We start from the raw sequence: 26919 nt of genomic DNA, 5'->3' as shown, positions 1-26919 counted from the left end.
CCCGCCCGGCGATTCTATACGAGCGTGGCGTGTGGGGGGGGCGGCCAGCGCCCTGGGGCGGGCCGACCTCCTTGTCTGGCGGTGAATTTGGTGCTGTATGAGTCACCCTTGAGCTGTGGAACGGGTATTTTGTGGAATAAATGACTGCAAAAACTGGGAATGAGCAACATTCGTCTTGCTCACGACCCGGGGAGGGATGCTAATCTGCCGCCCGGTCTCATCGGGCCAGTATCCCCTCCGCCCATCTCTTGCTCCATCGACGCCCATCATGACCGCCCAAGGCCACCTGCTGTTTGCCGTAACCTGTACCCTGATTGCCCACAAGCTGGAGCTGACCCCGGCTCTGGCCGATGCCAGCCTCTGGCAACTGGTGCCGCTCGCCCTGGCCAGCGCCCTGCTGCCGGATCTCGATCACCCCAAGTCCCTGCTCGGCCGCCAGTTGCCCTGGATCTCGGGGCCGCTGTCGCGCCTGTTCGGCCATCGCGGCTTTACCCACAGTCTGCTGGCGGTCGGGGCGGGGATCTGGGGGCTGGCCCAGTTTCAGGGGCCGGGGATTTTCTCGGTGGCGATGAAGGATGCCCTCATCATCGGCTACCTGAGCCATCTGCTGGGGGATTGGCTTACCCCGGCGGGGATCCCGCTGTTCTGGCCCCTGCGTCGGCGCTTTCGCCTGCCCGGCCTGCCCCTCAAGAGCGGGGGCGGCTACGAGGCGGCATTCTGTCTGCTGACTCTGGCACTGGCGGGCTACTGGGTTCATGGCGGCCAGGGGCTGGGTACCCTGGCTGCCCTGCTGCCGAGGCTCTGAGCCCGGCCGATGGCCTAGTCCCGGCGCAGGGCGCTGCGGGTCAGGGTGAGATAGTCCGCGATCGCCGGCAGCCCCAAGAGGTGGCGACGCAGCATGTCGAGGGCGGCGAAGGCGAGGATCCGGCGCCCGCTGTCCGGATCCGGGTGGCGGACCTTGAGGGTCTGGCCCATCACCTGACCATGGGCGCACAGCAGCAGGGGCACACCGTCCGATCCCGCCCGGCCTATGGTGAGACTGAGCCCCGTCTCTGCACGCTTCAGCTGTTCCAGCTCGCTGGGGAGCAGCGGGTCGAAATGGGCCTGCAGCTGGGGATAGTCGTGGCAGAGGCCGAGCAGGGCACCCCGGCTCTCTCCCTCGCAGAGCGTTAGCGGCTGGTCTCCGAGCAGAGCCAGGATCTGACTGGCAGGCTCCTCGTTTCCCCGTCCCACCAGCCAGGGGGAGATCTCCCCAAGCAGCCGCGCCTCGGCGGCATCCAGGTCGGCGGCGCTCGCCCCGTGGCCGATGAGCTTGAGCTCGATGAGCGGCATGGCGGAGCGATAGCCAAGCTCCACCCCCGCTGGCCAGGGGGCGGCATCCAGCTTGTCTGACAGGGCGGATTCCAAGACGCCGAAGCTGTAGAAGCGGCGCAGCTCGGTGTCGGTCTGTTCCCCAGCCAGCGCCTTGAGGCGCGGCACTATCTGCTCGCGCACCATCTGCTTGAATTCGAACGGCACGCCCGGGGTGAAGAACAGCTGGCTCTGGCCGTGGCTGGCCGGGTGTCGCACCACAAAACCGCAGGCGGTGCCCACCGGGTTGTCCAGGATCTCGCAGCCCCGAGGCAGATGGGCCTGCTTGGCATTGCTGGCGGGCATGGGGATGCCGCGGGCCGCGTAGCGGGCCTCCAGGGTGGCGAGCCAGTCCGGATGGAGGGTGAGCGGCTGCTCAAAGGCCTCGGCCGCCGCCTGGGCGGTGAGATCGTCGGCGGTGGGGCCGAGCCCGCCGCACACCAGCACCACCTCGGCGCGCTCGCTGCTCTCTGCGAGCACCGCCTTCAGATCCGCCAGGTTGTCACCGACGGTGGCGCGGCGGCGCACCTGCCAGCCCTGTTCCAGCAAGAGGGCGCTGAGCCAGGCGGCGTTGGTGTCCACCACCAGGCCGGTGACGATCTCGTCCCCCGTGCTGATTATCTCGATGCGCATGCAGACTCCTGAGGTCGATGATGAGCCGCGCAGCTCAAGGCTTGGCGTGCTCGAAGTAGTAGCTGATCCGGGTGCGCGGGTTCAAATATTCAAACACCGCCGGTGGCAGCCGTTTGGGGTGGATCACCTTGGCGATGGTGAGCTCCGCCTGCTCGAGATCGATGATGGCGGCCTCCTGGCGCGGAATGCGCGGATCGTACACCAGCACGGCGGGGTAGAGCAGACGGGCGCTGTTGACCGACATCACCAGCCCGACCTGGCCGTTGGAGAGCTGCACCACGCTGCCCGGCGGGTAGATCCCCATCAGCCGGATCAGCATGCCGAGGTAGTCGATGTTGAACTGTCCCTTGCGCAGCTTGTAGAGGTTGCCGAGGGCGGAGTAGGGCACCTTGGCCTGCAGGTGGCAGAGGTTGTCGTACTCGTTGACCAGGGAGACTATCTGGGTCAGGGGATCGAGCTGTTCCCCCTTGACCCCTTCCGGGCCGCTGCCATCCAGATATTCGTGGTGGTGGCGCACTATGCTCCTGGCCTGCTCCGGGAAATCCTTGGCGTGACTCAGGAGATCCAGGCCGAAGCGGGGATGCTGGGCCATCAGATTCTGCTCGGGTCTGGTGAAGGGGCCGCGTTTTCGCAGCAGCTGGCTCGGCAGCTTCAACTTGCCGATGTCGTGGAACAGCGCCCCCATGCCGACCTGGCGGATCGCCTCCGCCGGCAGCTTGCACTCCCTGGCCAGCAGCATGCTGAGCACGCTGACGTTGAGGGAGTGGAACTGCAGGCTGTTGCCATCCTCGCTGTCCGAGACCAGGTGCAGCACCATCTCGTCCACCGACAGCAGCTGCTCCGTCATGGCGTTGATGAGCTCCCGGGCCTCGCCGATGGCGTTGAGGGGACGGGACTGGATCTTGCCCATCAGGCTGCGTACCTGGGCCAGAGATTGCTGGAACTGCTTCTCGCACTGCTGCAGATCCCGGCGATAACGCTGCAACTGCTCGATGCGCCTGGCCTTCTCCTGCTGCATCTCCTGCTGGCGGTTGGCGAGGGCACCGCCATCGGCGGATGGGGGTGCGACCTGGTCGAGGGGTTTGGGGGGCGTATCGCTCTTGTCGGGGATGATGGTGACCAGTTTGAGGCCGAGCCGGCGGATGAGCGCTATCTCCTGTTCACTCTTGAGTTTGAAGCTGGAAAACAGGAAGGGGTGTTCGCGCCAGCCCAGTGGCAGGGAGACATAATTGCCGACTTGCAGCCGATCTACCGAGATCTTGATACCTGTCATGGGCTTGGGCATGAAAAACAGAGTGAAGTCGTATGCTAGTCAAAGGGCGGAATGAAGAAAAGCTATCTGATGACAGGGCGGGCGCTTTATTATAGGCTTCTAGATGTCCAGACATGTTTACCGATGCAGTACAGGGAGTCAGTATGCCGATCAAGATCCCGGACCAGTTGCCCGCCGCCGAAGTGCTGGGGGAAGAGAACATCTTCGTCATGACGGAATCCCGGGCCGTCACCCAGAACATCCGCCCCCTGCGGGTGCTCATCCTCAATCTGATGCCCAAGAAGATAGAGACCGAGATCCAGCTGATGCGGATGCTCTCCAACTCGCCGTTGCAGGTGGATGTGGATCTGCTGCGCATCGACGACAGGGAGTCCAAGAACACGCCCCAGGCGCACCTCGAGAACTTCTATCACGACTTCGAACAGGTGCGGGGCAACAACTACGACGGCATGATCATCACGGGGGCGCCGCTCGGGCTGGTGGAGTTCGAGGAGGTGGTCTACTGGCCGCGCATCGTCGAGATCATCGAGTGGTCCCATCGGCACGTGACCTCCACCCTCTTCCTGTGCTGGGCGGTGCAGGCGGCCCTCAAGGCGCTGTACGGCATGGAGAAGCAGACTCACGGCGAGAAGCTCTCCGGGGTCTATCGCCATCATCGTCTCGATGAGCACGAGCCGTTGCTGCGGGGCTTCGACGACGAGTTCGTCGCCCCCCACTCCCGCTATGCGGCGTTCGATGGGGATCTTATCCGCGCCCACACGGATCTGCAGATCTTCGCGGAGTCCGAAGAGGCGGGGGTCTATCTGGCCGCGACCAAGGATTGCCGTCAGGTATTCGTCACCGGTCATCCGGAATACGACGCCCTGACCCTGGACGGGGAGTATCAGCGGGATCTGGCGGCCGGGCTCACCCCCGTCGTGCCGGTCAACTACTACCCGGAGGGCGATCCGACCCGGACGCCGCGAGCCAGCTGGCGCAGCCACGGCCACCTGCTGTTCTCCAACTGGCTCAACTACTACGTCTACCAGCTCACCAGCTACAAGGTGGAAGACATCGGCAAGGTGTTTACCTACCAGCCGCCCAAGCCTTGAGGTGCCGGTGGCCTGCCTATCGGCTATTCGGTCGAGGCAGTGGGCCAGCGAGCAGCCCGGCGGTTGAATTGCCTCAGTCTGCCAGCCGTGCCCCCCAGCCATCGAGCCAGAGGCGGTGGCTGGCCAGGGTGAATGCCCTGGGGCGGTGGGCCCGGACGCAGGCCATGGCCTCCGGTTGTGGCTGACCCAGCGCCATCAGCAGGGCGGCTGCCACCAGACCGGTGCGACCACTGCCGCCACGGCAGTGAATGGCGACCTGTTTGCCGTCTCGCAGCAAGGAAATGAGCTCCGGCAGCAACTGGCACCAGGCCTGTTCGAATTGGGCATCCGGCGCCTCGTCGTCCCGAATGGGTAGATGGTACCAGGCCATGCCCCTGGCCTCAGACTCGGCGCCGAGCCGATGCAGGCCCTGGGCCGCCAGCTCGTCGGCGGTGACCAGGGTGATGAGCGCCCGGGCGCCCGCCAGCTGCAACTGGCTCAGGGCGTGCGGGGCGGACACCTGCTGGGTGCCGGGGCAGGGGGTCAGCAGCAGTTGGCCGTCGAAACGGGGGACATCCAGACTCCAGAACGGATGGGAGGGGTGCATGGGGTTCCTTGTGAGGGGTCGATAGGTGTTGAACGACGCTGTCGGTGCCAGGCCCGAGTGCGGCAAAGCATAGAGGCAGTGATTGCCATGTCAATGAGCGTTGTGTTCGGCCCGGATTACGGGCAGAGTCTTAAAAAAATCGAGTGATGCAAGGAGTGAAGATGAGAAACCTGGATCAACTGGACTTGGACATCCTGGCCCACCTGTTTCGCGATGCGGGCATGACCAACAAGGACCTGGCCGCCCTGGTCGGCGTGGCGCCCTCCACCTGCCTGGAGCGGGTGCGCAAACTGCAACAGGACGGGGTGCTCAAGGGGGCGCACTGCGAGGTGGACTATCAGGCGCTGGGCGGTCATATCCAGGCCATGGTTTCCCTGCAACTGGCCCGCCACAGCCGGCAGATCATCGACGCCTTCCGTGACGCCATCCTGGCCCTGCCCGAGGTGATCAGCCTGTTCCACATGGGGGGCAAGGACGACTTCCTGGTGCATCTGTGCGTCGCCGATACCGAGCACCTGCGCAACTTCGTGTTCGATCACTTCACCGCCCGGGAAGAGGTGGTGCATCTGGAGACATCCCTGGTGTTCGAGCACAAGTTCAGCCGTTCACTCCCCTGCTTCTCCCCCTCCTGAGCAGCATGAGGAAATAAAAAACCGCCAAATGGCGGTTTTTTTGTCTGCAAAATCGCATCAGTTAAGCACAAGGCGACTGTCCGGAGCGGTCCGGTAGAGCCCCTGCTGATAGGCCAGGCTGCCCCAGAGCACCAGCCCCAGCGCCGCCTTCTTCATGGCGTCCGGTTGCACGGCCGGGGTGAGTCGCTGGCTGGCCGGGTCATACTCATACCCCTCTGGCGCCCGTTCCGGTTGCAGGATCACCACGTCGTTGCCCCGCATCAGGGCGAAGTTCTTGTCGTACTGCATGAGGGCGCGCCCCGGCCAGTCTGCCGGCATCCGGGTCAGATCCTTGCCCAGCATGGGGTAGTCGGCGCTTATCCCCATCAGGGAGAGCAGGGTCGGCGCCATGTCTATCTGGCTCACGATGCGCGGATCCTGGCGCGGGGTGATGCCCTCGCCGACGATGACCCCGGGGATGTGGAAGCGGGGAATGGGCACCAGGCTGGCGCCGCCGACCCGGCTGTCGTGATCGGCGATGACCAGGAACAGGGTGTCCTTCCAGTAGTCCGACGATCTGGCCTTCTTGAAGAACTCGCCGATGGCGTAGTCCGCATACTTGGCGGCGTTGTTGCGGGTCTGCTTGGGCTGCTCATAGAGATCGATCCGGCCATCCGGGAACTCGAACGGATCGTGGTTGCTGGAGCTGAACACCAGGCTGAAGAAGGGCTTGCCCTCCTTGCTGAGAGCCCGGAAGGTCTCGTCCGCCTTGGCCATCAGATCCTCGTCAGAGGCGCCCCATGAACCTTCGAACACCGGGTTCTTGAAGTCCTTCTGTTCGACGATGTGACTGAAGCCGTTGCCGAGGAAGAAGCTGCGCATATTGTCGAAGTGGCTCTCGCCGCCATAGATGAAACTGGTGCTGTAGCCCCGCTGCCGCAGCAGATCGGCGATGGTGAAGAAGTTGGTCTGGCTCTTGCCGAGTTTGACCACGGCCTGGGCCGGGGTTGGCGTGAAACCGGTCAGTACCGCCTCTATGCCGCGCACCGAACGGGTGCCGGTGGCGTAGAGCTGGTTGAAGGCCCAACCCTCCTTCGACAGGGCATCGATATTGGGGGTCAGCGGCAGGCCGCCGAGGGAGCCGACGAACTGGGCCCCCAGGCTCTCCTGCAACAGGATCACCAGATTCTTCGGCTTGCCGGTATGGCTGGCCTCGTTGAAGCTCTGGCTCGGCAGGGTTTCGGAGTTGAAGTCCTGGCTCGGGCGCCCGCTCTCCTCGCGCACCAGCTCCAGGATCCGCTGCTGGGGCAGTTCGCCATAGAACTCGCTGGCATTCTCCTCGGCCCCCATCTGCTTGATGGCGAAGAACAGGGAGTAGGAGGAGTTGACCACCAGGGCGTTGATCAGGGGATCGCTGGCGAAGGCCACCATGGCCGGGTTGAGGGCCCGGTGGCCCAGACTGGAGCGGGCGCCGAGGAAGCCGATGGCCAGGATCAGCAGGGCGAAGGCGGGTCGCAGATACCAGCGCGGGAAGCTGAGGTTGCGGATCAGGCGACCCCCGAGCCACCAGCCACCAGCCAGCACGCCCGTGCTGAACACTAGGGCCAGCAGCAGCTCTCCCTTGCGCCCGGCCCACAGCATGGCCAGCACCTCTTTCGGATAGATGAGGTATTCGATGTAGAGGCGATTGGGGCGCACCCCGTACTCGGTGACGAAAGAAGGGGTGGAGATCTCGAGGAACAGCATCAGCCAGAGCCCCAGGGTCAGCCAGAGCCGGATCAGCTGCATCCAGGCTCGGCCGAGGGCATGGGGACCGGCCAGCAGGAGGGTAAAGACGGCGGGGACGCCCCATACCCAGCACAGGGTGGCGAAGTCGACCCTCAGGCCTTGCAGCAACATCTGAGACCAGCCGTTGACCGCCTCAACCCGCTCCTGTTGCCAGAGCCCGAGCCCTATCCGGCTCGCGGAGAGGGCAAATAGCGCGATCACTGAAAACACGGCAATGGGCCAAAATGGGCCCAGCCAACTCCTTATCTTTGTCATTGTTTTTCCTGAAAAAAGCCTGTCTGTTAAGCCCATCCGGGGCCATTTTTATGATGTTGCAAATGTATGACAGTGGCGGTTCGATAAGGTTGCGGCAAGGGGAAGGAAAATGTTCAGGGAGTGGGGCGGTGGCCGGTTTTACTGGGCAATCTCACACAAAATGACGGTATAAACGGCTGATTGAAACGTGATGGGCATCACAAAGCATGGGGCGCGCTTCACTATAATGGCGCCGGAATCTCTCGAATGGAGCCGAGATCATGCCGGTCTTTCTGGATGTGGAGTATCTGCAGGGATGGTGTCTGTTTGTGGTGCTTTCGGACGGAACCACGGGGGCGCTGGACTTGACCCCCTGGCGTGAGCAACCCCTGTTTGCCACCCTGGACACGGAACGACGTTGTGCCCGGGTCTTCATCAATGATCGCCATCAGCTGGCCTGGCCGGGAGGCTGCGTGCTGGCCGCTCACGAGGTCTATCACCTCATCACCCCCATCGACGAGCGCGAGGCGTTCAACAGCCGTAACCTGCACTGAGCCGGCAGCGCTAACACGCTGAACCAGATAACGTTTTCAGTCACAGACCTCCTTCTGTCCGCTGGTTAATATGGCATCAGTACGGCGCACCCTGCGCCGATACCTCCACAGCGGGAAGATAACAATGAAACAGGGAAAGTTGCGCCATGGCGCCCTATTGGGGGCAGCCATGCTCCTCTCTGCATGCGGCAGTGGTGGCGGCAGCACAGAGACTGAGACCCAGCCGCCGGTGGTCAATCCACCTTCTCCTCCTGCCTCCGCCAGGGCTTGCTATGGCACGGATCTGGCCGCTTGCAACCTGCGGATCTACCAGGTGATGGTGGAGTCCTTCGTCGACGGGAATGGGGCTGCCAACTACGGGGTCGGCTATGGCCCCTCCCGGCACAACGGGGATCTGCAAGGGATCATCCAGAGCCTGGATCACATCAAGAGCCTCAACGTCAACGCTCTCTGGCTCACTCCGGTGTTTGACTCCTGCGCCGGTCAGGGCGGGGACGACAGGCTGGATGCCACCGGCTACTTCGCCTGCGACTTCTTCAACGTCGATCCCAATTTCGGCACCAATGCGGAGCTCAAGACCCTGGTGGACGAGGCCCACAAGCGGGGGCTCTATGTCCTGCTCGATGGGGTGTTCGGCCACGTCAACACAGTCGGGGTGAGCAAGCCTTCCCCCGAGGGACGTCTGCCTGCCCTCAAGAGCGGCGGCGCCGGGTATCCGGGCCAGCTGGTGGATTACGGCAAGCCAGAGAGCCTCGCCTACTTCAAGGAAGTTGCTCGCTATTGGGTCGAGCAGTACGGCATCGATGGCTGGCGCCTGGATCAGGCCTATCAGCTCGGGCTGGACGACTGGCGCGCCATTCGCACCGAGGTGGAGCAGGCGAGCGCGGCTCGCAAGGCCGCAGGTCAGCAGTGGGGCACCCTGGGCTACCTGGTGGGGGAGGTGTGGAAGGGGGCGAACGAGATCCGAAGTGAAGCCTATGGCCCGAGCGACAAGCCGGCACTCCCCTCGGCGTTCGACTTCCCCCTGCGTTACGGCCTGGTACAGGCCCTGGCGGTGGAAGAGTCCGGCAAGGGCGGGCAGGGGGCTGGTGTGCTCGATGCCAGCTGGAACAAGGTGGAGAACTACCCCAGCCACGCCATGCCGAACCTGATGCTGGGCAACCACGATCTGGTGCGCTTCGGCGACCTGCTCCAGCGCGGCAACTTCGATCCGGCGGGCTACTGGTTGCGCCACAAGGCGGCCCTGAGCTTCCTCGCGGCCCGCTCCGGTCCCATCACCCTCTACTACGGGGAGGAGTTTGGTGATGAGGTGCCGGGCTTTGCCAAGCAGGTGAGCGGCGACTGTGCAGCCCAGGGATTGTGCGACGATCACGTGGCCCGCAGCGACGGCAAGGTGCCGGGCGTCACCGACTTCGTGCCGAGCAGCGAGCAGGCGGATCTCAAGGCCTGGCTCGGCCAGCTGCTGGCCCTGCGCGCCGCTCACCCCGCCCTCTATCAGGGGGAGCGGGTCAAGCTGGTGGCCGATGGCAGCGTCTACGGGGACATCAAGCAGACGGCAGCCGAGCAAGTCGTCTACCTGCTCAACGTCTCCAGCACGCCCCAGAGCTATGGGGTGCCGGTCGGTAAACTGCGCAGCGGCAGTGCCCTGGTGGATCTGCAAAGCGGCGAGCGGCTGGCCCTCGGAGGCAGCAGCGTAACCGTCGAGTTGCCGCCGCTCAGCGGACGCTTCCTGCTGCTGCAATAGCGCGCCACCTCGCACCTTTACCCCAGCAACAAGCAGGGCTCCGATATGGAGCCCTGCTGCATTGTTCCGGTTTCGCCGGCATTCGCTATTTCTCGATGCCGCTGCCGAGTTCATCCCTGTGGTTGCGGGTGGGAGCATGACCGTTGCCGCTGCGCCACAGCTCCAGTCTGTCGTGTACCCCGCGGCGCAGACTCTTGAAGCTGCTCTCCAGGTAGTGCACACCCACCAGGATCCCCAGGGTGACGCCGGTGAGCAGCAAGGCCTGACGCAGCAGCTCCATGCCGATGAGGGCGCCGAGGGCGGCCAGCATCCAGATGGTGGCTGCCGAGGTGACGCCTTGCACCTGGCCGTCCCGGGTCATCATGACCCCGGCGCCGAGAAAGCCGATGCCGGTGATGAGCTGGCCCAGCACCCGAGCCTGATCGGCGGCCACCGTGCTGACGGTGGCCCCGATGGCGAGAAAACAGTATGTACCGAGGACGATGAGGGAGGAGGTGCGGATGCCGACCGGCTTGCCGTGAAGCTGACGCTCCAGCCCCACCAGACCGCCGCACACCAGGCAGGCCAGGATATTCTCCCAGCCGAGGGGCGCTATGTCCCACCACTGCGTTGTCATCATGTTCACCTCTGCGTTCGATGCTTGTTATCCGAGCGCGCCCTGCCCCCGGTTTTCCAGTCGCTGCCGGAAGGCCCTGGCCAGGCGCTCATAGAGGTCCTTTGCCTCCTTGTCTTCAATATCGCCACGGATCCAGGGATTGTCGATGATTTCCAGCAAGACGCAGTCCCGTCCCTGCTGGCGCAGATCGACGCCGAACAGGCCGTTGCCGAGTTGATGGACGGCGCGGCGGGCGGTCTGCAGCACGCGCTCCGGCACCTCGGTGAGGGGCAGGGCCTCGATGCGGCTCATGTCGAGGGGGTGCTTGCGACGACGGATGCGGTTGCCGGGCTCGGGCCGGAAGCGGCGACAAGCGAACAGAGGGGAACCGTCGAGGAAGCCGATGCGCCAGTCGAACTCGGCGGGGATCCGGCTCTGTACCAGCAGCAGGGCGGAGCGACCGAGCCCCTCGTCCAGCAGACGCGCGAGCTGGATCTCGTCGCTTGCCATGGCGAGATCCCGCCCCTGGGCACCATCGGGCACCTTGACGATCAGCGGCAGGCCGAGCCGTTGTACCAGTTCGTCCACATGGTGGCGGCCGCGGCGGGTCACCACCATGGTCGGCGGCATGGGGACGCCGCTGCGTACCATCAGTTCGTACAGATAGAGCTTGTTGCTGCAAGCGAGGATGGCGCGGGAACTGTCGATCACCGGCATCTTGAGCTGTTCGGCGCGGCGGGCGAATTCGAAGGTGTAGTGACCCACCGCCGTCTCGGATCGCAGCCAGAGGGTGTCGAACTCAGGCAGCCTCTCGATGGCCGAGGGTGCCAGGATCTCGGCCTGGATCCCCTGGGCGGCGGCGGCCTGGATGAAGCGGCGCAGGGCCAGTTCGTCACTGCTGGCACGGCCGTCGTTGGGATCCACCAGGATGGCGAGTTGATAGAGGGGGGCCGCCTGCTCTTCGTCAGCGGCCCCCACCAGAGCCTGGGCGTGCTGCAGCATCAGCTCCCGCTCCTCCTGGCTCAGTTCCAGTGGTGACAGGCTCTGCTGCTGGCGCACCGACCAGCCGTGGCGGCCGCGCTTGAGGGTCAGCTCCTGCAGCGGCAGCTGGCTCAGGCCGTAGTAGTAGCGGGCCAGGCCCGCCAGCTCGCTCTGCTCGCACTGCCCGAAGATGGCGCGTACCCGGATCCTGTCCTCGCTCTGGCGACTCAGCCAGCCCTGCAGCTTGCGCCACAGCTTGGCCGGCGGTTGCTGGGGTTGCAGCACGCTGATGGCCTGCAGCCCCGGCAGACAGTGGTGGCTGCGGGCCTGGGCCAGCAGGGAGCAGTAGTAGCCGGCACTCAGGTGTTCCAGGCTGCGGCAGAGGTTGATGATGCGGGGGCGACCACCCGTGGTGGGCAGGCCGTGCTGCAGGTAAGTGCGGGCGGTCAGCAGGTAGTCGGCATGGCAGGGCCAGTCGCCGAGCTCCTCGACGATGACATAGGTACTCATATTTTCGGCTCCACAAAAGGACTGCCCGGATGGCAGTCTCCCCAGTGGGCTTCGATGCACCGACAAGCACGACAATGGCGCGAGGGGAAACAAGAGGTTACAGTGCCTAATCATCTGCCTTGGTAACTTGTGATACAAGTCGCATTTTTGGTGCTGAGGATAAATAACCGAACGAGGATAACGCCTTGTTGACCCTACGGGCCGCCCACCCCGACGATCTGGGCGCCATCACCCGGCTGGAGCGCTACTGTTTTCCCCCCGAGGTCGCCTTCGGCCGCAGCCGCTGGCACTATCTGCTCAACCAGGCCAAGGGCCGCACCCTGCTGCTGGAAGACGACAAGGCCCAGTTGATGGGCTATCTCTGCGTGCTGGAGCACAAGGGCTGGGATCGGCTCACCATCCAGACCCTCGCCATCCGCTGGACGGTGCGCCGCCAGGGCTGGGCCCGCCGCCTGCTGGAGCAGGTGATCGCCGAGGGCAGGGCCGCAGGCTGGGGGGCCATCCGCCTCGAGGTGTCCGATGCCAACCCCGAGGCCGGCGCCCTCTACCGCGAGCTGGGCTTTCGCTCCCGCCTGCGGCTGCCGGATTATTACGGGCCGGGTCAGCATGCACATCGGCTGGTGCTGGAACTGCAAGCGGACCAACGGAACAGCCCATGAGCCGGGATGCCCAGAAACCGAGGGATGACACATGAGCTGTGATGACTGCCTCGCGACCAGCATCCGCGCCAAGCTGGGGCGCTGCCCGGTCTGCGCCGCCCAGACCCTCCTCATCGGGGCCATCGGCTGGCTGGCCTGGGGGTGGCTGGGGGCCGACACCTCGGTCAATGCTCTCACCGCCCTGCTGTTTGCCCTGGCGGGCTCCGGTCTGTTTGGGCTGCACCTGCTGGCATTTCTCTGGCGACGCTTCGCCAAGCCGGCGGGAGATGAATGAATTCTTTTAGCTATCAATTAGATAAATGACAATGGAGGTTCCGATGATTGCAATGGTAACGGGCGCGTCGTCCGGTTTTGGTGAGTCCATCAGCCGCTTGCTGGTGGGTGCCGGTTATAAGGTGATCGGCACCGGTCGCCGTGCCGAGCGGCTGGCCAGCCTGGCCGGAGAGCTGGGGGAGAACTTCCTGCCCCTGGTGTTCGACGTGCAGGACAAGGCCGCCACCCGCGCCGCCATCGCGGGCCTGCCCGCCGGGTGGCAGCAGGTGGATCTGCTGGTCAACAACGCCGGCCTGGCGCTTGGGCTCGAACCCGCCCACAAGGCGGATCTGGAGGATTGGGAGCAGATGATCGCCACCAACATCAGCGGCCTGACCCTGCTCACTCGCCTGCTGCTGCCGGGCATGGTGGAGCGCAATCGCGGCCACGTGGTGAACATTGGCTCCATCGCCGGCACCTACCCCTATCCGGGCGGCAACGTCTATGGCGCCACCAAGGCGTTCGTGAAGCAGTTCAGCCTGAACCTGCGGGCGGATCTGGCGGGCACCGCCATCCGGGTCACCAATGTGGAGCCCGGCCTGTGCGGCGGCACCGAGTTCTCCAACGTGCGTTTCCACGGGGATGACGCCAAGGCGGCCTCCGTCTATCAGGGGGTGAAGTCCATCCAGCCGGAAGACATCGCCAATACCGTGCTCTGGGTCAGCCAGCAGCCCGCCCACGTCAACATCAACAGCATCGAGATCATGCCGGTGGCCCAAACCTTCGGGCCGCTTCATATCAGTCGCCACTGATCCCTCCGATGCAATAAAAAGAGGCGCCTGATGGCGCCTCTTTGTTGAAACCTGATCCTACAGGCTCATGATCTTCTTGAACTCCTCCTCCGAATATTTCTTCTCCGTGCTCTTGGTGAGATCCGTCATCAGTTTGAAGCGCAGTTCTTTGGCGAGCTGATAGCTCTGCTCCAGCTGGCCGTAGGAGTAGTCGGCGGCGAGCTGCAGCGCCGTGCCCTTGTCGCTGGCATAGGTCTGCTTGAGGGTCTTGTCCAGCACCGCCACCTCCTTGTAGTACTTGTCGCTCTGTTTGGCCCAGACCCCCCGCAGCAGGGGCAGGTATTTGTCCGGGTTGGTGTTGGCCAGCGCGGTCAGGCTGCGGAACTGCCAGTAGGCGGAGTCGTCGGAATAGGTGTCGCTGCCACTCTGGTAGGGCAGGGGGTAGGACCCCAGGGTGTTGTAGAGGGGCACCATCACCGACTCGGCCAGCACGCCGTAGCTCTGCCAGATGAGCCCCTGCAGCTCTTTGGGCATCTCCTTGCGCAACTGGATGATGTGGGACTCGAGCTGCCGGTCGATGCGAATGGGCCGCTCCGCCTTGCCATCGAGTGGCGTGCCCTCATAGGTGGCGCTGAGCACCCTGGTCACATCCGGCACGGCGATGGGGGCATCCGGTTTCATAAACAGGGGATACTGCGCCTGGCGGGTGGACTGCTGGTGGGAGGCACTCAACATCTGCTGGCCGAGCCACTCTCTGTCCACGTTGTAAGGGTCGGCGATGACCCCGAACGCCTTGGCGAAGTTGAAGGCCTTGGCATCCGGGTTATCCAGCAGCTTGTGCTCGCGCACGAACTCCAGCAGTTTGGGGGAGTGCAGCACATCGGCGCCGTCCAGATTGACGTCGTGGATGCGCAGGCCGTTGGCCACCATGGCGTAGCTGTCGTCAGGGACCCGCACCGCGATCCAGTGGTGGCCGGAGCCTATCTCCATCAGCCAGGCCTCGTTCACGTCCGCCAGATAGAGGCTGTTGCCCTCACCGGCGCCATAAGTCTCCACATAGCGACCGAGCAGTTCGACCCCCTCCTTGGCGCTTTTCGCCTGGGGCAGGATCAGGGTGGGGATGACGGCCTCGATGACGCCGGTCTCGATCAGCGGATCGGCTTTCTGGGCCCGCTCGTTGACCTCGGCGCTGGTGGTGGCCGAGATGGCGACGTTGGCTTCGTTGATGCCGCGCTCCTCGTAATATCCGCCGGCGGGCTCGCTGGTGACGGCATCCCAGTCACGGATGGCGGAGTAGGCGAGGAAGGCCTTGGGCATGGGCACTTCAAGCCCGTTGCCAAGCTTCCACAGCTTGCCCTCGTTCTGCCTGGCGGGATGGAAGACCAGATGTTTGTTCCAGTTGTTGACGCCGAAATCCTCGTTTCTGGCGATCATCACGCTGCCGTCTGCGCTGGCGCCCTTGCCGACGATGAGGCCGGTGCAGGCATCGGCACTGCTGCCGATCAGGGTGAACAGGGTGGCGCTGAGAAGACTCAAGGTGTGTTTTTTCATGAGGTTGCCCGAAGCTGATAGTGAGTGTGAGTCAGGCCGGATGAGGAGAGGGGGCTTGCCGCAGGCCTTGGGCGGCAACCTGGGGATGCCGGTAGATTGGTCTGCATCTTATTGATATTGCAAACACTTCATCCACAATACCGCGTCCTGACCGTATTGTGCGCTGGCATCTTATTCCTCCTTAGGTGTTTATTTTGTGATCTGTGGGTCATTCATGGCTTTTGTTCGGTGATGAGAGCAATAAGTGGTGAGGGCTGTGGCCCCATGGTGCCTGGGCAGCGGGATCTGCGGTGAAAGGGGGCGTCTGGACGCCATCTCGGCAACTTGGCCTGCAACTTGCTCTGCTGTTGCCATCACGGGGATGCATCCCCAAACGCCGGTCGGGCCGGCAGACAGCGCGGAGCTCTCATGAATATCAAACCCTATGGTCAGCAACTCGCCCAGAGCGCGTCCCAACAGCGGGCCCTGGCCACCCTCAGCGCCAGCGACAGCCAGCAGGGCGGCGGTTGGGATCAGCAAGTCAGCCTCTCCAGCCAGGTGATGACCGGCAAGGCGCAGCAGGTGCTGACCTATGAGCACCTGGCCAAGAGCGGCAAGAGCACGGGCCAGAGCGGCAGCGCCAATAATGTGCTGGTCCAGCAGCTGGTGGACAAGGCGCTGGGCTTTGATCGCAAGAAATTTGACGCCATCGAGAGTCAGCTCAAGGAGGTGGCCGGCAACAAGCAGCTCTCCGGCGAGGAGCGGGAGGCACAGACCAAGGCCCTGACCGAGCAGCGGGATGCCATGCTCAAGGCAGCCATGGACAGACTCACCGGCAAGGCGTCAGAGACGCAGAGCGCCTGAGGGTAAAAACCTGACCCAAACGGCAATCGTTGTTGGCCGTAGGCAAGGGCTTGCCACCGGGTGGCTGGGGGCGCACAGCGGCGAGAGCAGGGGTCAGGTGCGGGATGGTGGAGACGGGGAGGTGTGCCCTCCCCGTGGATCAGGGGGTGATCACTTCTGCTCTGGCACGATGCCGATACCGATGGCCGTAGTCTGGACCGCCTTGATCTGATCCCCCTTGGCGATCAGGGCAAACTGGGCGGGGTCGTTCACCTTGACGGTGAGGGTCTTGTCCACGCCCTTGACCTTGATGGTCTGGGTCGCCTTGTCGATGTCGATGACGTCCGCATAGATGGTCACCTGCATGCCGGCGCCTGCGCCCGGCTCCTGCCCGGCGGCGGCCTTGCTCCCTTCTACCTCGACCACCCGTTTGCGTACCCCGGCGGTGCCCTTGAGCAGCTCCAGATCCAGCAGTTGCAGGTAGCGCAGCGCCACCACATCCCCCACCTTGATGTTCTGCAGATTGGTGACCTCTTCCCCGGCGACCAGATCGAAGGGCTTGCCGTCGGCATTCTTCAGGCTGACCTTGCGGGTGGCCAGATCGATGGCAGTGACCGTCGCCTGGGCCGTCACCTCTTCCGCCAGGCTGGCGCTGCCCGGCGTGACGGCCACATTGGTGGTGACCACGGCGGCCTGTACCAGGGAGACGGACGAGAGGGTGAGCAGACCGGCAATCCATGCGTGTTTCAGCTTCATGATAAAGATCCTGTGATCAGAAAATGGTGCGCACCCGATGGTGATGCGGCGGCGATGAACCGATGAGGGCAAGGGCCGGATGGCCGCTCCCCATTACCACCATAGCAAAGTCACACCTGAGTACCATCCCCCTTCCGTGTCCCCCCGCGCCATTTGATAAGGGGATCCCGTTTTTGACCTTGCCAGCCGGGGGGCGCACAATCCCCCTGCATGCATTCAACCGAGGGCTTTGCCGTGTACAACTTCCAATATGCCAATCCGACCCGGGTCTGTTTCGGGGAGGGCCAGATCGCCAGCCTGCCGGAGCTTATCCCGACGGGCAGCCGCCTGCTGGTGCTCTATGGCGGGGGCAGCATCAAGCAGAACGGGGTCTATGAGCAGCTGACCCGGGCATTGGCGGGCATGGAGTGGCAGGAGTTCTCCGGCATCGGCGCCAATCCCCAGTACGATCAGCTGATGGAAGCGGTAGCCCTGGTGAAACTCGAGGGCATCGACTTCCTGCTGGCGGTGGGGGGCGGCTCCGTGGTGGATGGCTCCAAGTTCGTGGCCGCCGCCGCCCGTTTCGAGGGGGAAGATCCCTGGGACATCCTGCTGCACAAGGCGGCGGTGGACGCGGCGCTGCCGCTCGGCTGCGTGCTGACCCTGCCGGCCACCGGTTCGGAGAGCAACCCCGCCGCCGTGGTGAGCCGGGGTGACGCCAAGCTCTCCTTCAAGAGCGAACTGGTGCAGCCCCGCTTCGCCGTGCTGGATCCCACCACTACCTACAGCCTGCCGGCCCGACAGATCGGCAACGGCGTGGTGGATGCCTTCATCCACATCACCGAGCAGTACCTCACCTTCCCGGTGGGGGGCGAGGTGCAGGACAGGCTGGCGGAAGGCTTGCTGCAGGTGCTGGTGGACAACGGTCCGCGCGCGCTGGCGGAGCCCACCAACTACCTGGTGCGGGCCAACCTGATGTGGGCCGCCAGCCTGGCCCTGAACGGCCTCATCGGGCGCGGGGTGCCCCAGGACTGGTCCACCCACGCCATCGGCCATCAGCTCACCGCCCTGCACGGGCTGGATCACGCCCAGAGCCTGGCGGTGGTGCTGCCCTCCCTGCTGCGGGAGCAGGCGTCTCAGAAGCAGGAGAAGCTGGCCCAGTTTGCCGAGCGGGTCTGGCATTCCAGACGGGAAGACAGGGCGTTGCGCATCGAGGAGGCCATCATCCGCACCGAGCAGTTCTTCCAGCAGATGGGGGTGGGCACCCGCCTCGCCGACTACGGCCTGGATGCGTCCTGCATCCCGGGGATCTGCTCCAACCTGAAGCGCTTCGACTTGACCGCCCTCGGGGAGCATCAGGACATCGATCCGGACAAGGTCGCCAGGATCCTCTCCCACGCGATCTGATCCCGCGCCTGTCGTTCTCCATCATGCAAAACGCCCCGTCTGACGGGGCGTTTTGCTATAGACAGGACGGTGACATGCGCGGCCTCAGGCCTCCAGGGCCTGATCCAGATCCGCCAGTATATCCTCGATGGCCTCGATGCCCACCGACAGCCGGATCATCTCCGGTTTGACCCCGGCTCTGGCCTGCTCGGCCTCGCTCAGCTGGCGGTGGGTGGTGGAGGCGGGGTGGCAGGCCAGGGATTTGGCGTCACCGATATTGACCAGCCGCTTGAAGATCTTCAGCGCATCGTAGAAGCGTACCCCCGCCTCGTAACCGTCCTTCAACCCGAACGAGAGAATGGCTGAGGGGCGACCTTTCATGTACTGCTCCGCCAGCGGGTAGTGGGGGTGGCCCGGCAGGCCGGCATAGCTGACCCAGGCCACCTTGGGGTGATGTTTGAGGTGGTGGGCGACCCGCAGGGCGTTATCCACGTGGCGCTCCATGCGCAGGCTCAGGGTCTCCAGCCCCTGCAGCAGCAGGAAGGCGTTCATGGGGGCCAGCGCCGCGCCGGTATTGCGCAGGGGCACGGTGCGCACCCGGCCGATAAAGGCCGCCGGGCCGAAGGCTTCCGTGTAGACCACCCCGTGGTAGGAGGGCTCTGGCCGGGTGAGCTGGGGGAAGCGCTCGGCGTGATCCGCCCAGGGGAACTTGCCCGAGTCGACGATGACGCCGCCGAGGGAGTTGCCATGGCCCCCCACGTACTTGGTGAGGCTGTGGACGACGATGTCGGCGCCGTGCTCGATGGGTTTGCACAGCACCGGGGTGGCGACGGTGTTGTCGACGATGAGAGGCACGCCGCGGGCGTGAGCCACCCGGGCGAAGGCCGCCAGATCGACGATATTGCCCGCCGGGTTGCCGATGCTCTCGCAGTAGACCGCCTTGGTCCTGTCGTCGATGAGGGCGGCGATGGCCTCGGCGCTGTCATCCTTGGCGAAACGCACCTCGACCCCGAAGCTTGGCAGCATGTGGGCGAACAGGGTGTAGGTGCCACCGTAGAGCTGGGGGGTGGAGACAATATTGTCCCCGGCGGCGGTGAGTGCCTGGATGGCATAGGTGATGGCGGCGGAGCCCGCCGATACCACCAGCCCGGCGATGCCCCCTTCCAGGGCGGCGAGGCGCTGCTCCAGCACGTCGTTGGTGGGATTCATGATGCGGGTGTAGATGTTGCCGGGCACTGCCAGATTGAACAGATCCGCCCCGTGCTGGGCGTTGTCGAATTCGTAAGCCACCGTCTGGTAGATGGGCACGGCCACCGCCTTGGTGGTGGGGTCGTGGGAAAAGCCGTGGTGCAGGGCCAGGGTCGCATCTTTCATCACACACTCCTTGCTGGATGTAGCTCACTGTTATAGATGGATAGACGTCCAATCTAGCAGCCTCTGACCCGTTGTAAACAGGCAGATCCGGCAAAGCTATTGCTTCTGCTGGCGATGTGATCCGGCCCCTGCCCCGGGGCTCAGAAGCGGCGGCGGTACTCCCTGTCGTCGATCTGGGTCATGTCCCACTGCATCAGGCGGTTGAGCTGGTTCATGGGATCCTCGATCAGCGGCAGCGAGCGGGGCAGGATCCGCAGGAAGTAGCGGCGCAGGATCTGTTGGGTCCGGTCCGGCTTGGGGGTAGATACATGGCTCATGATGGTGCTCCTGTGACGTTGTACTCATGTTCGGCATCAGTATTGAGCTAAAATGAGGAAGTAAAAACTGACGAATTCACGCACATGGATTTCCTCTTTTATGCCCACCACTCGTCTCTATCAGCAGTTTCAACGGCTCGCCCAGCAACTCGGGGCTGACGAACGGGAGATAAGCCTCGCCGAGGTGGCCGATCTCTTGTGCTGCACCCCGCGCAACGCCCGCCTGTTGCTCAGACGCATGCAGGAGCAGGGCTGGCTCAACTGGACCGCCGAGGCGGGACGCGGGCGTCGCTCCCGGCTGACCCTGCTGGACAATCAGGAGGGGCTGATCCGGCGTCGCCTGCGGGCGTTGTTGCAGCAAGGCTTGTTGGCCCAGGCGGTGAGGGTGGCGGAGGATCGGCTGGATCTGCTCACCCCGCTGCTCATCGAGCAGCTCGGCCAGGCCACCCGGGCCGGACGCCAGATCCTGCGGGTACCCTATTACCGCCCGCTGCCCCACCTGCTGCCCACGGCCCCCCTGCGCCGCTCCGAGGTGCACCTGAGCCGGCAGATCTTCAACGGTCTGACCCGGCGAAATGAGGAAAATGGGGAAATCGAAGGGGATCTGGCCCACCACTGGGAGTGCCTCGGCCCCCGCCACTGGCGTTTCTACCTGAGGCCGGCGGTGCGCTTTCATCATGGTCGCGAGCTGGAGACGGAGGATGTGATAGACAGCCTGCAGGCGCTGCGGGATCGCCCCCTGTTCGCCCACCTCACCCGGCTGGAGAGCCCCTGGCCGCGCACCCTGGATCTGCACCTGGACAGCCCGGATCCCTGGTTGCTCCATCTGCTGGCAGAGCCGGTGGCGGCGGTGTTGCCCCGGGAGCTGAGAGGCACGGCCGGATTTCCCTTGCAGCCGGTCGGCACCGGCCCCTACCGGGTGACCACCAATGATCCGCTGCACCTGTGCCTGAGCGCCTTTGACGACTATTTCGGTCTGCGCGCCCTGCTCGACGAGATCGACATCTGGATGCTGCCCGAGCTGGCGGAACGCCTGGAGAGCCACCTGCAACTGGGCAGCGACAGCCCGGAGCTCGGCACCATGCGCGGGGAGTCCGAACTGGAGTCCGGCTGCTACTTCCTGCTGCAGGACGACAGATCCGCCGCCTTGCAGGATCCGGCTCTGCGCCACTGGTTGACCCGTCTGCTCAATCCCATCGCCCTGATGGCGCGGGTCGCCCCCGAGTTGCAACGGGGCTGGACCAGTGCCCTCGGCCTCTTGCCTCACTGGCGGGAGGGGCTGGCGGCTTCGCTCCCCGAGCCCGAACGGTTGCCGGCCCGGCTGGTGATGGCCTGCTTCAACCAGCACCTGGAGTTCGACGAGTGCGGCCGCGCCATGGCCAGCCTGCTGGCCGAACAGGGGATCCGGCTCGAGGTGCGTTTCCTGGATTACGAGCGCTGGGTGAGCGGCGTGGATGAGGACGTGGATCTCTGGCTCGGCACCCTCAACCTCGAGCACGAGCAGGCCTTCGCCCCCTACGCCTGGTTGCAGGGCACCCCCTTGCTGCGCCGGGTGTGGGGGGGCCAGCAGGCCCTGTGGCAGGGTCTGACGCAGTGGCGCGCCGAGGAGGAGGCCCCCGGCCCCCGCGCCCTGCTGGCGCAGGTGCAGCGCCAGCACTGGTTCGTGCCCCTGTTTCACCACTGGCTGGAGCTGGAGAGCCGGGTGGGCGTGCATGGCGTGCGCATGACGGCCCTGGGCTGGTTCGATTTTCGCAGCGCCTGGTTAAAACCCGAACAGGGGGCACAGCAGACAGAAAACGGAGCTTGATCCCGGCCGGGCACCGACAGGCTTGAGTCGCGGCAGCGGGCGCGCTAGCCTGTGCCCGGTCCCACGACAAGGAGTCGATATCCATGCTGGAAATGCAGATCCAACCCCGTTTTCAAGAGACAGACGCCCTCGGCCACATCAACAACACGGTGCCGGCGGTCTGGTTCGAGTCGGCCCGGGATCCCGTGTTCCGTCTCTTCACTCCCGAGCTGGACGTGCGTGACTGGCATCTGATCATCGCGGGCTATGAGGTGCAGTTCAAACGGGAGCTGTTCTACGGCCAGCCGGTGACCATCAAGACCGGGGTGCGCCGCATCGGCACCAGCTCGTTTACCCTGTGGCAGGAAGCCTGGCAAGAGGGGGAGCTGGCCGTCACCGGCGAGACCACCCTGATCCATTTCAATTACCAGACCCGCCAGTCCCGGCCGCTCGACGAGCAACACAAGGCCGGGCTCCAGGTCTGGTTGATAGAGCGTTAACCCAAGGCCCCCGGGCCATCACAGGACACATATGCGCAATACCCTGATCGCTCTCGCGCTGGGGCTCAGCTCCCTGCCCGCACTCGCCGCCACCCTGGCCGAACAGTTCACCCTGATGGAGAAGGGGGCCGAGAGTGCCCTCGACACCCGGCTGTTCAGTCATGACGGGGTGGACATCAAGGCCTGGATCGACGGCCAGCCCGTCATCATCGCCGTGCCCATCATGAATGAGCTGGGCAAGCTGGAAGGGGAGAGTCGCTACTACTTCAAGGGGGGCAAGCTGTTCGGGGTGAAGGAGCCGGCCGCCCAGTTCGCCTTCGACGACGCGGGCACCCTGACCCAGTGGCTGGATGACAAGGGTCAGCCGGCGGAGTTCGTCAGCAAGATGAGCATGCAGCAGCGTCAGGAGTGGCTCACCAGACGGGCCGCCGAACTGAGCCAGCTGTTCGTGCCGAGCCAGGCGGAGCAGAAGGCCGCCAAGGGGGGCGTCAAGTTGAAGGGGGCCGAGCTGGCCCAGTGGCTGTGCAGCGGCAAGCTGATGGCGCTGGCCAAGGGTGACAAGGTGGAGGTCGAGTCGCAGAAGATAAAGGTGAGCGAAGAGGGGGTGAAGGGGGAAGTTTCCCTGCGCCAGGAGAAGGGCTGGCAGGATCTCTGCTTCACCTGCGAGCTGCAGGGTACCCAGGTGACCCGCCTCACCTGGCAGCCCATGCCCGCCGCCAACAAGCCGCAATAAGGCGGCCGACAGACAACGAGGGGGCGCTGGCCCCCTCGTTGTCTGGATCACTCGTGCTACTCCTGGCCCGGGCAAGCCGGACAGGGGGGCTTCCTATCGGGTTTTACCGAGTTTTATTCTGGTCAGTGCCTCTACCCTTTTCCATTGTTCTGGCTGGAACCATCTGGCCAGTATCTCCTGCTGCTGCCCGAGCCTGTCGTCGAGGGAAAGAGGGGTCAGTTCCGCCAGATAGCCCGCCAGCTGCCGATCGAACGCCTGTTGACCCTGCTCCAGCTGATGCAGGCGATCCGCCGCCTCCTGTCCCAGCCGCTCCTGCAGCAAGGCTGCCCGCTCATCCCCTGGCAGACGCTCCATCTGTTGCAGATCGGCCAGCAGGCGGCCATTGGCGTCGGCCTCCCTGAACCACTGGGGTTGCTCCGCCAGCCAGAGCTCCAGCCCGGTGGCCAGCCCCGGCTTGTCGGCATCGTTCGCCTCCGCCAGCGCCTTGCGGCGCAGAGTCCACTGCTCCATCAGCCGATCCTCGGCAAACAGCTGATCCTGCTCGGCCGGGGTGAAGCTCAGCTGGCGCAACTGCTCGCGCTCGTCGAACAGCAACTGCAGGCTGGCGAGACCGGGATCCGTTGGTACCGTCAGGCTCCCTTCTGCCGCGATGAATCCCTGATAGCGGCGCATCAGATCGTCCCCCTCGCCCGTCTCTCCCTGCTCGATGCGCTGAGCCAGCTGGTGGCGCAGCGCCCCGCGCTCGGGGGCGGCCGTCAGGCTGGTGTCGGGGGTTGGCCACAGGGTCAGCCCCGCCAGCAGCAGGGCTGGGCAGAGCAGCCCCAGTATCCGGGTTCCCCGCTTCATAGCCCCAGCCCCTGCAGGCGGTTGGCGTGCTGGCGATAGAGGGTGAGGGGATCGGTTTCGAACAGGTGGTGAATGCCGAAGGACTGGTTCACCTCGTCCAGGTGGTTCATCCGGTAGCCGGTGCCGATCACCTTGCCGAGGTGGCTGCTGCAGACGCCGACCAGGCCGTCGTTGGGCTCCTTGAAGAAGGTGCCGGTCAGGGCCAGGGCAGGATCCACCGGATCCAGGATGTTGGTCATGTTGCCGCGCCCACTCCAGGAGAAGTAGTAGACCCCGTTGGCGGCCCGCAGCGGCCCTTCGCCGCAATATTGGCTGGGCAACCCTTCCGGATAGCGCTGGTTGAAGCGCTGGGCCCCGCTGCTGGTGAGGGCATCGAGCGCCTTGAGGGGATCCTGGGGCAGGCTGCTGCCACCGGAGAGCAATGAGATGACCCCGGACAGGGCCGAGGCCGCCGCCACCGCCAGCTGTTCGGCGGCCGAGCCCGGTGTGACGCTGGCGCGCACCAGATCCGCTATCTCGGATCCCTGATTGACCCCCCCCACGCTGGTGGCGGAGGCGACCAGCTCGGGGGCGACCGAGGCCACGTAGCGAATGGTGGGGCCGCCGTGGGAGTGGCCGATGAGGTTTACCTTCTCCGCCCCCGTGATGGCGAGCACCTGCTGTACCTGCTTAAGCAGCTGTTCACCACGCAGCTCGGAACTCTGGGTGGCGGAGACCTGGGCCACGTAGACCCTGGCCCCGTCCCGGCTCAGGGCCTGGGGAATGCCGTAGAAATAATCGACCCCGAGCAGCTTGTCGAAGCCGAACAACCCGTGCACCAGCACGATGGGATAACGGGTCTGGGTGTAGCCAGCCCCCTGGGCCAGCAGGGGCAGGGCGCAGAGCAGCGCCAGAAGCCATCTCTTCATTTGCATCATCCTTGTGTCGACAGACTGCCGCCTGGCAGCCACCGGCCTCATGCCAGTGCCCATCAGCATGGTCGTTGAACTCGAATGTATCTGTGGGTGCGGTCACTAAACCGATCATCTCGACAAAACACTACCCATATGGGCAGAGGGGAGTGGCAAATCTATCCCTTGTGTTCCCAGCACAAATAAGTTAAATAATAATTGTTATCATTTCGGTGTTCAAGGCATGACAGCAAGCTGGGTGAAGGGATGGGTCGGCGCGAGTGACGCGGACAACAGCATGGCGCACTGGAAACAGCAGACCCTGTGTGGCAACCGCCATTTCGATGCCGGTGAACATGCCAGGGCGCTCGACTGCTACCAGCAGGCGCTCTGGCTGGCTCGCCAGCAGTTCTCCTTCTGGCCGGATGCCGATGAGGCGGTGGCGGCCCTGGTGGTGGCCCATCACAACATGGCGGATCTGCTGATCGCCATGACCCTGCCAGACAGAGCCGCCGACATGCTGTGCCATATCCATGACTGCCTGCTGGCCACCAGCCAGTCACCGGCCTGCTCTGCCTCCTTGCGCGCCTCGGCCCAGCGCCACAGCCACAACACCCGTACCGAGCTGCTCGCCTTCGTGCGCAGACATGGCAGCCACGACGGCATTCAACGTTGCCTCGGCCAGTGTCTGTGTCAGGCCGAGCCAGCCTCCCGACTGCATTAACCCGATAAGAGAGACGAACATGAGCCATACCCTGCCCGCCCTTGCCTATGCCTACGATGCGCTGGAACCCCATATCGATGCCCTGACCATGGAGATCCATCACAGCCGTCATCATCAGACCTATATCACCAACCTGAACGTCGCCCTGGAAGGGGCCCCTGAACTTGCCGCCTTGCCGGTGGATGAACTGCTGGCCCGTTTCGACAGCCTGCCGGCCAAGATCCAGGGGGCGGTGCGCAACCACGGTGGCGGCCATGCCAACCACAGCCTGTTCTGGCAAGTGATGAGCCCCCAGGGTGGTGGCGTGCCGAGCGGCGCCCTGGCCGCCGCCATCGAACGGGATCTGGGGGGGCTGGATGCCTTCAAGCAGGCCTTCACCCAGGCGGCCCTGAGCCGTTTCGGCAGTGGCTGGGCCTGGCTGGTGGTGGACAAGGCCGGCAAGCTGCAGGTAGAGAGCAGTGCCAACCAGGACAGCCCACTGATGCAGGGACATGTGCCCATCCTCGGGTTGGACGTGTGGGAGCACGCCTACTACCTCAAGTATCAGAACAAGCGTCCCGACTACATCGCCGCCTTCTACAACGTGGTGGACTGGGCCGAGGTGGCGCGCCGCTACCAGCAGGCGCTGGCATAAGTCCGGCCCCGCCACTGCCCATGAAAAAAAGACCCGCCAGCTGGCGGGTCTTTTTTTGGGGCGATGAGCCTCAGTCGGTTGCCGAGCCGGTGGGGACCGCCGAGCTGCTGGCTTCGCGAGTGTCGCTGGCACTGCTGGCGGGGTTCGCCGGAGCAGGCTTGTCCACGCCGCCCTGGCCGGTTTTCAGCGGTTTTGCTGGCTCCCCCTGACTCGTGGGGAGGGGCAGGCAGGGCTGGCTCGCCCCCAGGGTGCTCAGGGCCTCGCAGGGAATGGGGCCACCGATGACGATGGGTTCGCCGAGGAACTTGGGGCCCTTGTCCAGTACATAGAGATCGAGCAGCCCCATCAGGCGGGCGCCCACTTCACGCACCCGGGTGCGAATGCCCTGATAGGCGCTGGGATCCAGGGCGTTGAAGCCGACGGCCTCTATGCCGAAGTGGCGGGCGATGAAGATGGCGCGTTCGTTGTGGAAGGCCTGGGAGACCACGGTGAAGCGGGACTGGCCGAACACCTCCTTGGCTCGCACGACGGAGTCCAGGGTGCGAAAACCCGCGTAGTCGCTGTAGATGGCGCTGGCGGGGATGCCCGCCTGGATCAGGGCGCGCCGCATCTGGCGCGGCTCGTTGTACTGCACGGTGGCGTTGTCGCCGGAGACCAGGATGTAGTCCACCTTGCCGTTGTTGTAGAGCTCGGCCGCGGCCTTGATCCGGTATTTGAAGTAGTGATTCGGGCTGCCCCCGATCAGGTATTTGGAGGTGCCAAGCACCACGGCGACCCGGTTGTAGGGCACGGCATCGACGTCGTCATAGGTGTAGTGACGGGCGTCCGAGACGGTCCATTCGCTGTAGCCCAGCAGTGCGGCGACAAAGGCCAGCAGCAGGCAGAGAACGGCGAGCAGGATCTTGGCAAACTTCTTCATGCGCGGCGCGATTCGGGTCTGAAGTAAGGGATGACAAGGAGCCATTCTAT

At 64.5% G+C, this 26919-nt stretch carries 28 protein-coding genes; 15 read left to right on the top strand and 13 right to left on the bottom strand.

Going from position 1 to position 26919, the window contains the following annotated elements; all coding sequences use genetic code 11:
• Positions 1-268: 268 nt before the first annotated feature.
• Entirely contained in the window at positions 269-805 is a 537-nt protein-coding gene (locus ACW5W7_RS10305; RefSeq protein ID WP_456501622.1) for a metal-dependent hydrolase, read from the top strand.
• A gap of 14 nt (positions 806-819) precedes the next feature.
• Here the strand turns inward: ACW5W7_RS10305 and ACW5W7_RS10300 are convergent, their stop codons facing one another.
• Together ACW5W7_RS10300 and ACW5W7_RS10295 are read right to left on the bottom strand one after the other, a co-directional pair.
• Entirely contained in the window at positions 820-1983 is a 1164-nt protein-coding gene (locus tag ACW5W7_RS10300; protein WP_456501621.1) for a molybdopterin-binding protein, read from the bottom strand.
• A gap of 34 nt (positions 1984-2017) precedes the next feature.
• Complete coding sequence (locus ACW5W7_RS10295; RefSeq protein ID WP_456501620.1) at positions 2018-3256, bottom strand: HD-GYP domain-containing protein; 1239 nt, start codon at positions 3254-3256, stop codon at positions 2018-2020.
• Between the two features lie 143 nt (positions 3257-3399).
• Between ACW5W7_RS10295 and metA the strand changes: the two genes are divergently transcribed.
• Positions 3400-4347 carry a homoserine O-acetyltransferase MetA gene (gene metA / locus ACW5W7_RS10290; protein WP_349919953.1) on the top strand — a complete coding sequence of 316 codons (948 nt, stop codon included), beginning with the start codon at positions 3400-3402 and terminating at the stop codon, positions 4345-4347.
• Positions 4348-4420: 73 nt separating this feature from the next.
• Here metA and ACW5W7_RS10285 read toward each other — a convergent pair whose 3' ends face one another.
• Positions 4421-4933: a phosphatase domain-containing putative toxin gene (locus ACW5W7_RS10285; RefSeq protein ID WP_456501619.1), complete on the bottom strand. Its 513-nt coding sequence runs from the start codon at positions 4931-4933 to the stop codon at positions 4421-4423.
• Between the two features lie 161 nt (positions 4934-5094).
• Here ACW5W7_RS10285 and ACW5W7_RS10280 point away from each other — a divergent pair, with 161 nt between their 5' ends.
• On the top strand, positions 5095-5565 hold the full coding sequence (locus ACW5W7_RS10280; protein WP_349919950.1) for an Lrp/AsnC family transcriptional regulator: 471 nt from the start codon (positions 5095-5097) through the stop codon (positions 5563-5565).
• A 57-nt stretch (positions 5566-5622) separates the two neighbouring features.
• Here ACW5W7_RS10280 and ACW5W7_RS10275 read toward each other — a convergent pair whose 3' ends face one another.
• A complete protein-coding gene (locus tag ACW5W7_RS10275; protein WP_456501618.1) occupies positions 5623-7587 on the bottom strand; it encodes an LTA synthase family protein in 1965 nt (654 codons plus the stop codon).
• A 260-nt stretch (positions 7588-7847) separates the two neighbouring features.
• Here ACW5W7_RS10275 and ACW5W7_RS10270 point away from each other — a divergent pair, with 260 nt between their 5' ends.
• Positions 7848-8120, top strand: coding sequence for a DUF2442 domain-containing protein (locus tag ACW5W7_RS10270; RefSeq protein ID WP_349919947.1), 273 nt, complete (start codon positions 7848-7850; stop codon positions 8118-8120).
• A gap of 124 nt (positions 8121-8244) precedes the next feature.
• Complete coding sequence (locus ACW5W7_RS10265; protein ID WP_456501617.1) at positions 8245-9864, top strand: alpha-amylase family glycosyl hydrolase; 1620 nt, start codon at positions 8245-8247, stop codon at positions 9862-9864.
• Between the two features lie 85 nt (positions 9865-9949).
• Here the strand turns inward: ACW5W7_RS10265 and ACW5W7_RS10260 are convergent, their stop codons facing one another.
• Positions 9950-10483 (bottom strand): MgtC/SapB family protein, encoded by a 534-nt coding sequence (locus ACW5W7_RS10260; protein ID WP_456501616.1) that lies wholly within the window; start codon positions 10481-10483, stop codon positions 9950-9952.
• Positions 10484-10507: 24 nt separating this feature from the next.
• Positions 10508-11950: a RimK family protein gene (locus tag ACW5W7_RS10255; protein ID WP_456501615.1), complete on the bottom strand. Its 1443-nt coding sequence runs from the start codon at positions 11948-11950 to the stop codon at positions 10508-10510.
• A 185-nt stretch (positions 11951-12135) separates the two neighbouring features.
• Between ACW5W7_RS10255 and ACW5W7_RS10250 the strand changes: the two genes are divergently transcribed.
• Genes ACW5W7_RS10250 through ACW5W7_RS10240 form a run of 3 tightly spaced genes read left to right on the top strand, consistent with a single transcriptional unit; the run spans position 12136 to position 13673 of the window.
• Positions 12136-12609, top strand: a complete 474-nt coding sequence (locus ACW5W7_RS10250) for a GNAT family N-acetyltransferase (protein ID WP_456501614.1) — start codon at positions 12136-12138, stop codon at positions 12607-12609.
• Between the two features lie 31 nt (positions 12610-12640).
• Positions 12641-12883, top strand: a complete 243-nt coding sequence (locus tag ACW5W7_RS10245; RefSeq protein ID WP_349919941.1) for a DUF3624 domain-containing protein — start codon at positions 12641-12643, stop codon at positions 12881-12883.
• A gap of 43 nt (positions 12884-12926) precedes the next feature.
• Positions 12927-13673 (top strand): SDR family oxidoreductase, encoded by a 747-nt coding sequence (locus tag ACW5W7_RS10240; RefSeq protein WP_456501613.1) that lies wholly within the window; start codon positions 12927-12929, stop codon positions 13671-13673.
• Between the two features lie 57 nt (positions 13674-13730).
• Here the strand turns inward: ACW5W7_RS10240 and ACW5W7_RS10235 are convergent, their stop codons facing one another.
• Positions 13731-15203 carry a C69 family dipeptidase gene (locus ACW5W7_RS10235; RefSeq protein WP_456501612.1) on the bottom strand — a complete coding sequence of 491 codons (1473 nt, stop codon included), beginning with the start codon at positions 15201-15203 and terminating at the stop codon, positions 13731-13733.
• Positions 15204-15611: 408 nt separating this feature from the next.
• Here ACW5W7_RS10235 and ACW5W7_RS10230 point away from each other — a divergent pair, with 408 nt between their 5' ends.
• The gene (locus ACW5W7_RS10230) at positions 15612-16046 is read left to right on the top strand and encodes a hypothetical protein (protein ID WP_349919937.1); all 435 of its coding nucleotides are present in this window, start codon (positions 15612-15614) and stop codon (positions 16044-16046) included.
• A gap of 150 nt (positions 16047-16196) precedes the next feature.
• On the opposite strand, the gene ACW5W7_RS10225 is transcribed toward ACW5W7_RS10230, so the two are convergent.
• Entirely contained in the window at positions 16197-16781 is a 585-nt protein-coding gene (locus ACW5W7_RS10225; protein WP_434664496.1) for a hypothetical protein, read from the bottom strand.
• Between the two features lie 210 nt (positions 16782-16991).
• On the opposite strand from ACW5W7_RS10225, the gene ACW5W7_RS10220 reads away from it, so the two are divergent.
• Positions 16992-18167 (top strand): iron-containing alcohol dehydrogenase, encoded by a 1176-nt coding sequence (locus ACW5W7_RS10220; RefSeq protein WP_456501611.1) that lies wholly within the window; start codon positions 16992-16994, stop codon positions 18165-18167.
• Between the two features lie 84 nt (positions 18168-18251).
• Here ACW5W7_RS10220 and ACW5W7_RS10215 read toward each other — a convergent pair whose 3' ends face one another.
• The gene (locus tag ACW5W7_RS10215) at positions 18252-19520 is read right to left on the bottom strand and encodes an O-acetylhomoserine aminocarboxypropyltransferase/cysteine synthase family protein (protein WP_456501610.1); all 1269 of its coding nucleotides are present in this window, start codon (positions 19518-19520) and stop codon (positions 18252-18254) included.
• A gap of 140 nt (positions 19521-19660) precedes the next feature.
• Positions 19661-19837, bottom strand: coding sequence for a hypothetical protein (locus ACW5W7_RS10210; RefSeq protein WP_456501609.1), 177 nt, complete (start codon positions 19835-19837; stop codon positions 19661-19663).
• A 100-nt stretch (positions 19838-19937) separates the two neighbouring features.
• Between ACW5W7_RS10210 and sgrR the strand changes: the two genes are divergently transcribed.
• The 3 genes from sgrR (at position 19938) to ACW5W7_RS10195 (ending at position 22856) form a co-directional block, all read left to right on the top strand.
• Positions 19938-21644: an HTH-type transcriptional regulator SgrR gene (gene sgrR / locus ACW5W7_RS10205; RefSeq protein ID WP_456501608.1), complete on the top strand. Its 1707-nt coding sequence runs from the start codon at positions 19938-19940 to the stop codon at positions 21642-21644.
• A gap of 83 nt (positions 21645-21727) precedes the next feature.
• Positions 21728-22123, top strand: a complete 396-nt coding sequence (locus tag ACW5W7_RS10200) for an acyl-CoA thioesterase (RefSeq protein WP_349919930.1) — start codon at positions 21728-21730, stop codon at positions 22121-22123.
• A gap of 31 nt (positions 22124-22154) precedes the next feature.
• Entirely contained in the window at positions 22155-22856 is a 702-nt protein-coding gene (locus ACW5W7_RS10195; protein ID WP_456501607.1) for a hypothetical protein, read from the top strand.
• A 93-nt stretch (positions 22857-22949) separates the two neighbouring features.
• Here the strand turns inward: ACW5W7_RS10195 and ACW5W7_RS10190 are convergent, their stop codons facing one another.
• Positions 22950-23702 carry a lipase secretion chaperone gene (locus ACW5W7_RS10190; RefSeq protein WP_456501606.1) on the bottom strand — a complete coding sequence of 251 codons (753 nt, stop codon included), beginning with the start codon at positions 23700-23702 and terminating at the stop codon, positions 22950-22952.
• Positions 23699-24610, bottom strand: a complete 912-nt coding sequence (locus ACW5W7_RS10185) for an alpha/beta fold hydrolase (RefSeq protein WP_434664488.1) — start codon at positions 24608-24610, stop codon at positions 23699-23701. The genes ACW5W7_RS10190 and ACW5W7_RS10185 overlap by 4 nt, the downstream gene beginning before the upstream one ends.
• 280 nt (positions 24611-24890) lie before the next feature.
• Here ACW5W7_RS10185 and ACW5W7_RS10180 point away from each other — a divergent pair, with 280 nt between their 5' ends.
• Positions 24891-25316: a hypothetical protein gene (locus tag ACW5W7_RS10180; RefSeq protein ID WP_349922582.1), complete on the top strand. Its 426-nt coding sequence runs from the start codon at positions 24891-24893 to the stop codon at positions 25314-25316.
• A gap of 19 nt (positions 25317-25335) precedes the next feature.
• A complete protein-coding gene (locus ACW5W7_RS10175; protein WP_349919925.1) occupies positions 25336-25950 on the top strand; it encodes a superoxide dismutase in 615 nt (204 codons plus the stop codon).
• A 70-nt stretch (positions 25951-26020) separates the two neighbouring features.
• On the opposite strand, the gene ACW5W7_RS10170 is transcribed toward ACW5W7_RS10175, so the two are convergent.
• On the bottom strand, positions 26021-26914 hold the full coding sequence (locus ACW5W7_RS10170) for a SanA/YdcF family protein (RefSeq protein WP_456501605.1): 894 nt from the start codon (positions 26912-26914) through the stop codon (positions 26021-26023).
• Positions 26915-26919: the final 5 nt, after the last annotated feature.

The organism is Aeromonas intestinalis (assembly GCF_054052485.1).
Note: the sequence above shows the minus strand (reverse complement) of the source record. Positions and strands in the feature narration are given on the sequence as shown.